This window comes from Paenibacillus sp. ov031 (genome assembly GCF_900143165.1).
Lineage (GTDB): Bacteria > Bacillota > Bacilli > Paenibacillales > Paenibacillaceae > Paenibacillus > Paenibacillus marchantiae.
The window spans coordinates 131,215-143,806 of sequence record NZ_FRDO01000011.1 but is presented as its reverse complement, the minus strand read 5'-3'; the positions used below and the strand labels follow the sequence as shown (position 1 = coordinate 143,806).

The window sequence follows — 12,592 nt, the reverse complement described above, 5'->3', positions numbered from 1 at the left end:
GATCAAACTCTCCAATAAAGTATTGAAAAGAGCGATAAGCTCATTTTGAAACTGACGAGATTAAAAATCTCATTTATTTTGCTTTGAAATCATACAGTCCGAAGACGTGTACCGATTTCTCAGCGTCGATCTTGCAAGCAAGATCGTTACTCACTCGTTGTTCAGTTTTCAAAGATCAAACTTGTTTCATTGCCGTGTGTTGTTCACCTCAGCAACTTTTATATCTTATCACATCCGAACCAACTTTGCAAGCTCTTTTTTCAAGTTTCTTTCGAAGCTTATTTCATTCGCTTGCCGCACCGTGTTTCTCGTGTTTTCTTGGCCGGAATTAGAATATACCATGTACAAAAATAAATTGCAACCCTTAATTAATATTTTTCTATCTCCGTTTTATGAGAACAAATAGAACCGTTATATCTCCCTTCTATTTATAATCAATCTTTGTCTTGCAATCAGCCCCCATCTGCTACACTCAATAAATATGACAATGTTGAATATCATTAACTTATTGAGAAAGGTAATAGTTAATGTTCATAGTAAACTGAGATTCTATTCGTTTTGAAGAAACACTATTTAGTAGCTCAAGGGATACTTAGTCTTGTATCGCACATATCTATTAGCCTCTATAACAATATATGAAATCAGATTTTAAGAAAATACATCTAATAGATATTAACTCTCTCCATGAGAGATAAGTAGTTACTCGTGTATCTGTTCTTTCATATAAAAGAATAGTTATTGAATAATAAAAGGAGTGGCGTATATTGTTAGCCAACCTCTCACCACCACCTTCTCCCCCTCAGCCCCTGAACCTTCCCATCATAACTGTATCGTAATACCGACCGTCCGCGTGTCGTCGATCCTTTTTCACAGTCCCCTCTATCTCGAAGCCCATCCTTTTGTAAAGCTCCATCGCTTTATCGTTCGTCCCCACCACGTTCAATGTCATCTTCTCAATTCCATTCGTGTCTGCCCAATCTATTGATAGTTCGAGTAGTTTCTTGCCAATCCCGTATCCCCAGAACTCTTTCGCTACACAAACGCCAAATTCAACCTTATGAGAAAATCGCTTTAGATCAACACCTTCACACCTGGAATACCCGACGATTTGTTCCTTTACCATAGTAACGAGAAACAGGTTTCTCTCTTTCTCAGAGTCCAACCGGATTAGTTGTTCAAACCCCGCTGGATCAATAAAGCCTTCACCTTGCTCACGATCCATATACTCGGTTTCTCCATCCATCTGTAAACGAAGTGAAGACAATGCCTCAGCATCCTTTTCCATTGCGGACCTAATTGAATAGGTCAATCCTTTTACGTTAAACTCCTGTTGATCGATGATCATACGTTGTAATCCGTCCAATCTATTTTATTTTGCTTACCCTATTGATGGCTCTACCCCACCTCAGACGGACTCTTGCCCGTAAGCATCTTGAACACCTGACTGAAATAGGTCGCGTTGCGGAACCCAGTCATTTCACTAACCTCGTAGACCATGTAATGCCCTGACTGTAATAGCTCCAGCGCACGTTGAATCCGATACCCATTTACATAACTCACAAAGTTCTCTCCGGTCACCCTCTTGAACAGCTGACTCAAATATTTGGGGTGTACAAACAGTCCCTTGGCAATGGCTTCAAAACTAATCTCTTCAGCATAATGCATTTCAACGTACTGTTTTACCTGCTCCACTAGTTTATTGCTTTTTTTCTCGCCCATTTCTTTACGTATCTGTTCCATCCAGTTTCGAATAATACCATCCATCCAGCATATCAGATCCTGCAGCCCATATTTCGATTGAATTTCCCGCAAAAAGTGGCTCATCGAGAGCGGTGGTGCCAGCATGGGATAATGCCGGTTCCAACTATGAATTAACGTGTCGAACAGGCTCACAGCCACAACCTGCACATCCTGAATACTGGTACCACCCCCTTCTTCCAGCAGATTGCGAAAGTGAACCCATATCTCCTCTGCCAGATCAGTCCTCATACCTGCCCATGACTCACTCCATTGTCGCAGCAATTGCGAGTAATCCGTTGCGCTCGGGGTTAACGCATCTGATGAATCATATCGATATACACGGCTCCCGCCCTGAAACTCTGCTTTCTCCAGCGCCTCTCTGCTCTCCAGATAGGAGTCCATCACTTCGCATAAGTGCTCTTTGGACGTTCCAATACCTGCGCTCATTTCGATTTTGAGATACGTAAAAATCTGATCAATCATCCGTTCAACAATGGACTCAAATTGCTCTAGCGGGTCCTTCTCGTCAAATAGAAGCAGCACTAACACCTGGTCCGAGTAATCCACGATCTCCACCTGGCAGTCGTTTATCTGCGAAGTCTGCTCTTTGACGGTCTCCTGAATAATATCAGCTGCCCCATATCTTAATAGCTGCCAGTCCCTCTCTTTCATCTTTGTCAAAAATGCAGGCCGGTACAACTGTAGACTGATGGCGCGCACTTGAGAGGGTATACGAATGCCCACATAATCCATACGCTCTGCAGGTAACTCTTCTTCCCGGTAGCGTGTGGTTAACAGCTCGTGGAGAAACAATTTGCGAAGATAAGGAACCACCCGTCCAATCTCCTGTTTGTACGTCCGCTCCAGCTGCTCACGCCGCTCACGCACATCCTCTTCCAGTAGCACCTCACGCAGAACAGACTCAATCTCCTCCACTTCCGCAGGCTTTAGCAAAAAATGATTCACTCCCCAGCGCATGGCAGCCCGGGCATTCTCGAATTCGTCATATCCGCTAAGAATGATGATCGGCAGATGGGGATGGTCCCTCCGCAACGCCTGCGTGACCTCAAGTCCTGTCATTCCTGGCAAATAGACGTCCGTCATCACAAGATCGGGGCGCAGCTGTTGGAATAGCTCCAGTGCGTCCACGCCATTGGAAGCTGTTCCTGCAATGTGGAGGCCAATGGATGGCCAATCAATATGGTCGGTCAATGCTTTTACAATATGCGGGTCATCGTCTACGAGCATAATGGTTTTCATTCATTTTCACCGCCCAGCCATAAGTTTAATTGTTCTTCCGTCTCAATACGTGGCAACGTAATGGTCACTTCTACTCCGCCTAATTCACCTGCACATATATCAACGCCGTACCCAGTACCACAATACAATTGAATGCGTTGATGTACATTTCGTATACCAATACCAGTCGTCTCCTCCAGCTTCCAGCCCTCAGGCAAGCCCTGACCGTTATCCTTTATGCAAATGATGACTTTGGGTGGTGGATCGTTGCTCTCCGATTCCCGCATATCCACCTGTATACGAAGTTGTCCTTCCTTCGGCTGCCCATGCATGACCGCATTTTCAATAAAGGCCTGCAAAATGATTTTGGGAATGTAACAACTTCGCACTCTCGGATCAATCTGTTCCTGATAATCAATAGAGAACGGCAGCCGCTCCGACTGAATGCTAACGTAACAACGAGCATGCTCCAACTCATCCCGTACTCGGATGAATAATCTGCCACCGCTCAATCCAATACGCAGCAGTTTGCTGAGTTGAACAATCATGCGGCTGATGTCCTTGGCCTCATAATCGAGAGCACGCCAGTGGATCATGTCAAGTGTGTTGTACAAAAAATGCGGTTTGATTTGCGCCTCCAGTAAACCGGTCTGTGCTTCACGCTTCGCCCGGCTCTCTTCCTTGACCTGCTCCATCAACTCCGTCAACTGTGAAGCCATATGGTTGAATCCATACGCCAAATGGGCATATTCTTCGGTAAACGAAAGCTGAACCCGGGTATTGAAATCCCCCTTCTCCAGTTGCCTCATCCGCTTGATCAACTGACGTAAAGGACGAACAATCCGCCAAACGAACAGATACGCAAGTACCGCTGAAAATAGTAATCCCAGCACAGCTATTCCAAGGACCTGCCATCCGGCCTGCCTCACAGGAGATAACAGGGTGTGAACAGGGATGGTCTGTACCAGTCGCCACTGAAGCATGGCAGGTCTTGAATACAGAACCAGCTGCGCTCCACCAGGCTTGCCGGAAACCACTTCAAATCCGTCCTGCCCATGTTCAACATGCTCCTGAATCCATGCACGATCAACGACTGGTTCGCTTTCCCCAGCAGCAGCTGCATTAGCAGATACATTAATAGAAGGAAAAATTTTTGAGGCTCCATGAATTAAGCTTGAATCCTCAGCAGAATTCACCCCTAAATTGTCATCGCCCATCTGCATGACGACGTTGCCTGCGGTATCCACCAACAGCACCTGTCCATCCAGCACCATCGGCATATCCGCAAATCTGCGTACAATATCGGCGCGACTCAGGCGGATGAGCACGTAGGCTACCGTACCACCCCGGCTGTCAAAGATTCGCTGGGCGTATCCGATTAGCGATTGGCCTGATTCGTTTTCCCGCAGAGGTACCCAAGCCGCATCCGCATGCTCCAGTGCAGCAAACCATGAATCACCGGCAATCGTATCCACTGAATAGATGCGGTCGGCCATCGTGACAGTGACACCGTTGAAGGAATCCGTATACAGCTCCACTGAGGTAATACCTTCACTGACTACCACCGTATGATCCAATATTTTGGACACCTCACGCCGTTGGTGGATCTGTGTCAGCCTTCCCGCTCCCTTCGTTTCAAGCAGACTCGACAGCTCACGGTTGCTCGCCAAAGAATAAGCCGTGCCTGTCACACCTGTAATAAAATCAAACCCGCGGCGTGTACTCTCATTCAGAAGAGCAAGTCGTGCTTTGCTGATCTCGGTAAACGTGACGGCAGAGAACGACTGGTATGCCAGCCAGACAATAACCGAGACGAGCAGCAGGTTAAACGCAATAAAGCAAGTCACCATCAACGTGGAGAGCTTGCTTTGTTGCAGCTTATGATTTAGGAATACAGATAATCTTCGTTTCCGCATTAGGAATCAACTCGTTTCGTCTTGGAATTACCCTTTGAGCCCAGAGGTCGCGATTCCTTCCACGAAATACTTTTGACACACGATAAATACGATAAAACAAGGCACCAGTGACAGCACTGACATCGCAAACATCGGTCCCCAATCGGATTGGGAACTGGAATCGAGGAACAGGCGTAAGCCTAGCGGCACCGTATATTTGCTGACATCACTCAGATAGATCAACTGGCTGAAGAAGTCATCCCATGTCCACAAAAAGGTAAAGATCATCGTCGTCACCAGCGCCGGAAAGGCCAGCGGAATGATAATTTTGGTGTAAATTCGTACAGGACCACATCCATCAATCGTAGCCGCTTCATCCAACTCTTTAGGCAATCCCCGAAAGAACTGGACCATCAGGAAAATGAAGAAGGCATCGGTCGCCAGCCATTTCGGCACGACCAGCGGCAGATACGTATTCACCCATTCCAGATGGTTAAACAGAATATATTGAGGAATCAGCGTCACATGGTGTGGCAGCATGATCGTCATCAGCATTAAGCCAAAGCAAATCGCTTTGAACCGAAAATTCAATCTGGCAAAGGCATACGCCGCCATCGAGCAAGAGATGACATTGCCAAGCACAGCGCCCAGCGACAGGACGACCGAGTTGGTCAGAAAACGAGAGAAGGGATTGCCCTGAATTCCTGTCCAGCCATTGATGTAGTTTTGCCAGTTCCATTCTTGCGGCCAAAACCAAGTTTCGGTGAAAATCATATGTCCCGGTTTGAATGAACTGCCCAGCATCCAGAGCACCGGGTACAGCATGACAAAGGCAATGACCGAGATAAGTATATGTTTGGCGACTACCCACGCAGCAGAGTTTCGTTGTCCAATCATGATTTTCCACCATCCTCATAGTGCACCCACAGCTTGCTGCTGCGGAATACCAGCAATGTAAAGACACCGATCAGAATCACCAGCACCCAGGCCATCGCGGACGCATAACCCATCTGGAAGAACGAGAACCCTTTTTTGTACAGGTATAAAGAGTACATTAATGTTGAATTGACTGGCCCCCCGCTGCCGTTACTGATGACAAAAGCCTGAGTAAATGACTGGAAGGAGGTAATCAGCTGCATCACGAGATTGAAAAAGATAACCGGCGACAGAATCGGCAGTGTGATATAAAAGAATCTCCGGAGTGGGCCTGCTCCATCAACGGCGGAAGCTTCGTCATACTCAGGTGGAATCTGTTTCAAGCCTGCCAGGAAAATAATCATCGACGATCCGAACTGCCATACGGACAGCAGTACGATCGAATACAGGGCATATTTCGGGTTGGCTACCCAATCGGGTGCCTTAATGCCGATCATGGCAAGCACCCCATTGAGCAGTCCGTCACCGCCCAGCATTTTGCGCCACAGCATCGCAATCGCCACACTTCCCCCAAGCAGGGTTGGGATGTAATACACCGTTCTGTAAATGCCAAGCCCACGAATGCCTTTGTTCAACAGCATCGCCACCAGCAGGGCAAAAATCAGCTTGATCGGTACGGAGACAGCGACATACGTAAATGTGACTTTGAGCGATTGGATAAACAGTTTATCTGATGTAAACATCGTAGAGTAGTTATCCAGACCGACCCAGGAAGGGGCGGCCAGGATACTGTAGTCGGTGAACGAAATGTATAAGGAAACGAGCATCGGCCCAAGTGTCAGAAATAATAAACCTACCAGCCATGGGGCCAGGAAAAGAAGCGCTGCTCCATTATGGGCATATCTCCGTTTCACCCGCCGGGCTGTCACACGCTCGGTTCGTGCTTGACTGACCTGTGTTGTACTCATCTTCGCAACCTCCCCGCGGAATATGAAGTCTGGAACCGTTCAAGTGTTATTGACTTGATGCAAGTGTCGCCTTGGCCCCTTCAATGAACTGGGCAATCACATCCGGTGTGTTGTCTTGACCAAAGGCAATCTGCTCGCTTGCACTCTTGAAGCTGGTATCCACTTCGGAAAATCCTTGCGGGTATGGCGGATCAATTTCACTGGAGTTTTTCGATACCACATCGATAAATTGGAAGATAACTTGCTCCGCTTCTGGCAGTGTAGGCTGCATCTTCTCACGGATACTGGCATTGACGGGTACTCCGCGTTCCGAGCCGAGAATGGCGGTAGCTTCGGGATCATTTACCATGAAGTCGATAAACATTGCCACTTCCTTCGGATGTTTCGTTTTGGCATAACCGGACAGGAACTGGCCTGCTTTCAGGTATTCACCGATTTGCTTTTCACCCACACCGTGCGGAAGCACTTGTATCCCAAGCTTATGATCCTGGTTTTTGTTAACCTGCTGGAACGTCAGCAATTGGTTAGACCAGGCAAAGTCCATGGCAGCTGTACCAAGTGAGATCGGGCGTGTCTCCAGTGCATTCGTAGTGGACGCCGTCACTTCTGCGGAGGTAGCACCCCCGTTCTCACGAAGCGCCCCCCACATGTCAAACCATTGCTGAAGCTCCTCGCTGGTCGCTATCAACGTCCCGCCATCAAATAGTCCCTTGCCTGTTTGCCGGATAAATACCTCAAACATGTTAGTAGTTCCGGATACATCGGCCGAACCGTAGAAACCGTCACCCTTCTCTGCTGCAATCTTGGCAGCTACGTCACTAAAATCTTTCCACGTCCAGCTTTCCTGCGGCTCCTCGATTCCGAGCTCCTGGAATACGGTGGCATCATAGATAACACCTGGCGCATTTACACCCAATGTAATCGCGTATAATTTATCGTCAATCGATCCGGCTTTGAGCATGCTCTTGTCATGATCCTCAGTGCGCAGCTCCTTGCTCTCTGCGTATGGGGTCAGGTCAAGCAATGCACCACGCCGGGCAAAATCGGTTAGAAAAGCGTAATCCATCTGTATGATATCCGGTGCATTTGAACCGGCTACCTGTGTGGTCAGCTTGTCAAAGTATCCGTCCCAACCGGAATATTCCGGCTTGATGGTAATGCCAGGGTGTTTTTCTTCAAACAGCTTAATCACTTTGGTCGTAAGATCGTGTCGAGTCTGTGATCCCCACCAAGTCATACGAAGTTCAATATTGCCGGAAGTGCCCCCTTCTTCTCCTTCATTGGATGAAGCAGATGGTCCTGATGACCCTCCGGAACAGGCTGTAGCGAACATTAACAGGGATAGGCAGAACAAGGTTACCCACTTTTTGGTATTCAACATGAATGAATTTCCTCCCCTTTAGCTTTGTGGAATCGCTTACAAAAACTATTGTAACGGCCTATGGCTGCTCATGACATAAACAAAAGTAAGCTTTCCTGTCAAAAAAGTAAGGGGTTGGGACAAATGTCCATTCAATTGTCTTCAATATTCTTAGTGATTAAATAACCACCAGGAATGATTCTCCAGGTGGTTATCCATCTATACAGCATTCTTCGTGCGGCGTACTGCGCCTCGCTACATCTCAACGATGGTCATCCAGCCGTCTGCAATGAAACGTTAGAGTAGATATCATGTGAGATTTCGATCAAGGTATCCTGTAGTTTTACTGACACTTTCAGGATTGCGTCACAGCAGTTGATGGCACCTTAGACTGGGCCAGATGTTTCTTCATCTTCGCCACTTCGGTTCCTGCCAGCATCATAATGCCAATACCGTGATTGTCATTCGTTACCGTGAGCAGGTCCTTATTGTAATATTCTGCGGTAAAGGCATATCTCGAGCCACTGCATACACCATGTACATTACCCTGACGATCAATCGCTTTACGGGTTAATCCGTTCCAGGCCCGCTCAGCCGCTTCAATGTAACGTTCAGGTTGATATAACCAACCAAAACGTACTCCCCGTGCAAAACCATAAGCAAACATCGCTGTACAGGAGGCTTCCTGGTATGTTTCCGAATCATTCAATACCTGATGCCACAATCCACCCTCTCCTTGCAGAGCTGCATATCCTTCACATAATTCATTAAAGAAGGCAATTAAAGTCGGGCGCTCCGGGTGCTCTGTCGGCAAAGCTTCCAATACCTCAGACAGCGAAAAAAGCGTCCAACCATTTCCCCGTCCCCACGGAATTTGTGTCGCCTGTCCATATTTAAAATCGTATACGTGGGACATGATCTTGAATTCAGGCATGAACAGATATTTCCGATACAATAAAAATTGTCTAGCTACTTCATCCAGTGCTGAATTATTTCCCGTCAGTCGGGCATACCGCACAAGAAACGGAGTGCTCATATAAAGGTCATCTGCCCACATCGTATTCTCGGCAAATTCACCGATACACTCACGGTAAAATGCACCGTCCTCCTGTCGCTCCAACCGGGTCAACATAAAATCTGCAATTCGATCGGCAATCGGCAAAAACGTCGGCTCCTGACATTCGGAATAGGCTTCCAGCATGGCGGAGCCAAAGGAGCCACAGTTATCCAGCATTTTCATCATAACCAGCTGCTGGTTAACCGCTGGGAAACCATACTGCTCCCGATCCCATAATGAGTACTCATCCATACGAGTACACGCCTGCACATGTTCTGACGCATAACGCGTAATGTCGGGCCGCTGCAAATAACGTCCAGTTTGCAACAGACCATATACGGTGACACCTAAAGGATAGTCCCAGCGACCATAGTTGGTTACACTGCCTACGGTCCATTTGTTACTGAGCATTGCATTTTCATAATAGGGGCGTATCCACGCATCCGGTCTATCCAGTTGCCAATATATGCGTTCCTTCCGTGCCTGCTGGCTTCCCGTTTCTTCTGGGTTATCGTTCAATACACTTCCTTTAAACACCCGATCAGTGCGCATTAGATCCTGCAAATCAGTTTCGACGTCCTCCGATTCAAAAGGTCCTAGATATAGCCACGCCTCTCCAGAAGCTCCGTGCACACGCTGGGGAAGCTCCAGTTTCAGTTGCTCTCCATTCATCATTGCATTTATTACAAAATTCCATGGCTCAGCCGTATCGCTACATTCACTGCAAACCAACAGGTCGTTCCGTCCAAAAGATCCGGTTATGTTCGCCTCGAATGGACCCGCTTCCTTCAATTGCACTGCCGATACACCGTTCAGCCATATATTCAGTGGTCCGGAAGATTGACCAGACAAACGGATCGGGCAATCACTTGAATCCCTGTTGATTAACCGTGTCCACGCATAGACTTGCTGACCTGGAAGATGTCCGTATATTCTCTCCAGGGATGGTTGCGTCTGTTTCTCCTCTGACCATTGCGCGTCAGGCAGCCAATCTAGTCTGTGATCCTCTTCTGACCCGAGCAGATTCCATTCCGGATGATTCTCCTCCGAACTTATCGGTTTGGAATACACCCATCCGGCCTGTCCCTGTCTCTCCTGGAAAGGAGCAAGCACATTCAGAATACGCACTTTCCCCTCGTCCGAGCCAAACTGGCATCCAAAGCCCGCAGGTGTATACTTCATCTCCAGCAACAACATATTCCATCCCGGTTTAATGTCGATTCCCAGTTTCACAGTCGCGTCCAGGTTGATCTCATCCATGACCGTGGAGCGATATACCAATTGCTCGTTAAAATAGAAGCGAACCGGTCCATAACAGCGGATCAGCACATCCAGATTTCGATCTTCATCCCCCCATACCAGCGCTGCGGCATAAGAAATCTGACCTTTCTGTGCATCAGGGAAACGTTTACTCAAATTCAGATCATACAGACCCTTCTCATTTTGCAAAATACCAGACTTCTGAAATACGCGATATACAAAATCAGCCTGCGCGTTGGCACCTATATACCTCTCTGCCAGCACCTTCAGCACCTGATCCTGATCTTCTCCGAATCGATAGTACATACTCTGCGGTTCACTGAAATACGTTGTCATTGAATGCCCACATTCCTCTCCCGATGGAATACATAAGTATAGCGCTTAACCTTTGTGAGAGAATCCCTTTTACCGAACGGTGATGATCCTCGTTTATCTTTGAAATAGCCAAATAATAAACCAAGTATAACTGACCTGCTTCCCGGTGGCTACAGATTTTTGATTACGCTTACAAATAATCCTTCATATTCTCATTCTTACCCTAAGAAGAAACCACGGACTACATAAATGTAGTCCGTCTCATCTAAATTCCATTTATCCGTAAATGACAAAGTGAACGATAAGTTTCTCGTTTTCTTCAGATACAGATTTAGTTAATCCTTCACCATCCGCATCTGCTCGAATGATAAAATCATTTTGACTTATATCATTATTACGCTTATCTAATAATACCAGAGTAATACGGGTATCAGCTTCCACAGTCACTTTAAGCTTAAGCGTATGACCATCATTGCTAATTTGGCTGCTATCGATTGTATAAGACTCACCATCAATTTCGTAAGAATCGTTTACGCTAAACTGAAAAGCGTTGGTCGAATACTCGATGGTACCATCCACAAAACTTTCCCCTACATTATAATAAAGAGAAAATGCAGGATTAACAGTTTGAACCTGGAGATACTTCGCTTTGGAGTTGTTCGAATCGAAACCATAATTACTAGACCTTATAGTTGGCACGGCTACTGGCTTATCCCCGTTCACAAGCGTAAAAGTAAATACATGCGCCGCATCTTTAGGAGACTCATTACCTGCTGAATCCTTGGCAGTAACCACAAATGTGTAGTCTCCTGGAGTCAAATTTTTCAATTTAGTAAGCGCAAGTGAACCATCCGATTTGCTTTTGGCAAGGGGAATTCCTTCTTCCAACTCTCCTTCATCCACGACTTCATTTGTATTCGTATCGGTCCATCTATAGAAAGTTACAACGGCTCCTTCTTCACTTACTGCTCCAGAATCCCCCTGAACTTGATCCCAGGTTCCGCTGTTATTATCGATAATGCTAAATTTGCTTACATCCACCGTTGGTGCTGTTGTATCCGCAGGTACAGATGGATTCATGTTCCCGCTGTCGCTACTTCCACCTGATGAGGACCCGCTATTATTCGAACTGGTAGATGGAGCCGGAGTAGGCACGGGCGTTGGTATTACCTCTGGTGTTGGTGTTGGCGTCGGAACTGGTTCAGGTTGCGGACCTGTAGTTTCTTTTATCGTTTGCAGCAATCGAGAAGCCGTCAGTGCCGCAGCTTGACGATCGGCTTGTAACACGGGTTTAAACATGTTGTTTTGATCACCGATAATGTATCCAGCTTCGAGTGCCGCTCCAACCGCATCTTTTGCATATTTCGAAATAGTTGCGCTATCCTTGAACGTTAAGGAAGCAGCTTTGCCCGTTACGTCTGTTCCCTTTGCTCTCATCAGGGTTACGACCATATCCTGTCTGGATAATGTCTTACCGCTCCCGAATTTCCCGCTTCCCATGCCTTTAAATATACCTGCTTGATATACCGCTTCAACAGAAGCATAGGCATAGCTGGTCACAGGAATATCTGTAAATGTCGGATTGGATGGGACGTTATTGGTTACATCCAGTTTTAACGTTTTGGCAACTAGGATGGCAAAATCCTGTCTGGTAATCATACCGGACGGATTAAATCGACCATCACTGAATCCGGCGATAATTCCTTCATTTTGCAACTCTACAATGGCATCCTTGGCGTAGGATTTATCGATATCGGTAAATGATACTGCGGCGTTAGCCTGTGTCGTCCACAAAGGTGTTGTCAACAAGGACGCCGCGAGAATCGAGCTGATGAAATGATTTTTTTTCAAAAGAATGCTCCTCCAGTATGAAGTAAGTTCG

At 46.8% G+C, this 12,592-nt stretch carries 8 protein-coding genes; all 8 read right to left on the bottom strand.

Annotated features, from left to right (window positions below):
- Positions 1-799: 799 nt before the first annotated feature.
- Positions 800-1,345, bottom strand: a complete 546-nt coding sequence (locus BUA17_RS29215) for a GNAT family N-acetyltransferase (protein ID WP_072735808.1) — start codon at positions 1,343-1,345, stop codon at positions 800-802.
- 50 nt (positions 1,346-1,395) lie between these two features.
- Positions 1,396-3,000, bottom strand: a complete 1,605-nt coding sequence (locus BUA17_RS29210) for a response regulator (RefSeq protein ID WP_063566434.1) — start codon at positions 2,998-3,000, stop codon at positions 1,396-1,398.
- A complete protein-coding gene (locus BUA17_RS29205; RefSeq protein WP_072735807.1) occupies positions 2,997-4,895 on the bottom strand; it encodes a cache domain-containing sensor histidine kinase in 1,899 nt (632 codons plus the stop codon). Before BUA17_RS29205 ends, BUA17_RS29210 begins: the two co-directional genes overlap by 4 nt.
- A 27-nt stretch (positions 4,896-4,922) precedes the next feature.
- Entirely contained in the window at positions 4,923-5,771 is an 849-nt protein-coding gene (locus tag BUA17_RS29200; protein ID WP_072735806.1) for a carbohydrate ABC transporter permease, read from the bottom strand.
- Positions 5,768-6,718, bottom strand: a complete 951-nt coding sequence (locus BUA17_RS29195; protein WP_083584909.1) for a carbohydrate ABC transporter permease — start codon at positions 6,716-6,718, stop codon at positions 5,768-5,770. Before BUA17_RS29195 ends, BUA17_RS29200 begins: the two co-directional genes overlap by 4 nt.
- A gap of 46 nt (positions 6,719-6,764) precedes the next feature.
- On the bottom strand, positions 6,765-8,099 hold the full coding sequence (locus BUA17_RS29190) for an ABC transporter substrate-binding protein (RefSeq protein ID WP_072735805.1): 1,335 nt from the start codon (positions 8,097-8,099) through the stop codon (positions 6,765-6,767).
- 334 nt (positions 8,100-8,433) lie between these two features.
- Positions 8,434-10,731 (bottom strand): glycoside hydrolase family 88/105 protein, encoded by a 2,298-nt coding sequence (locus tag BUA17_RS29185; protein WP_072735804.1) that lies wholly within the window; start codon positions 10,729-10,731, stop codon positions 8,434-8,436.
- Positions 10,732-10,986: 255 nt separating this feature from the next.
- Positions 10,987-12,561 (bottom strand): S-layer homology domain-containing protein, encoded by a 1,575-nt coding sequence (locus BUA17_RS29180; RefSeq protein WP_072735803.1) that lies wholly within the window; start codon positions 12,559-12,561, stop codon positions 10,987-10,989.
- Between the last annotated feature and the right edge of the window lie 31 nt (positions 12,562-12,592).

Coding starts and splice junctions, on each gene's coding strand:
- BUA17_RS29215 (WP_072735808.1), bottom strand. CDS start 1,345: ATGATCATCGATCAACAGGAGTTTAACGTAAAAGGATTGACCTATTCA.
- BUA17_RS29210 (WP_063566434.1), bottom strand. CDS start 3,000: ATGAAAACCATTATGCTCGTAGACGATGACCCGCATATTGTAAAAGCA.
- BUA17_RS29205 (WP_072735807.1), bottom strand. CDS start 4,895: ATGCGGAAACGAAGATTATCTGTATTCCTAAATCATAAGCTGCAACAA.
- BUA17_RS29200 (WP_072735806.1), bottom strand. CDS start 5,771: ATGATTGGACAACGAAACTCTGCTGCGTGGGTAGTCGCCAAACATATA.
- BUA17_RS29195 (WP_083584909.1), bottom strand. CDS start 6,718: ATGAGTACAACACAGGTCAGTCAAGCACGAACCGAGCGTGTGACAGCC.
- BUA17_RS29190 (WP_072735805.1), bottom strand. CDS start 8,099: ATGTTGAATACCAAAAAGTGGGTAACCTTGTTCTGCCTATCCCTGTTA.
- BUA17_RS29185 (WP_072735804.1), bottom strand. CDS start 10,731: ATGACAACGTATTTCAGTGAACCGCAGAGTATGTACTATCGATTCGGA.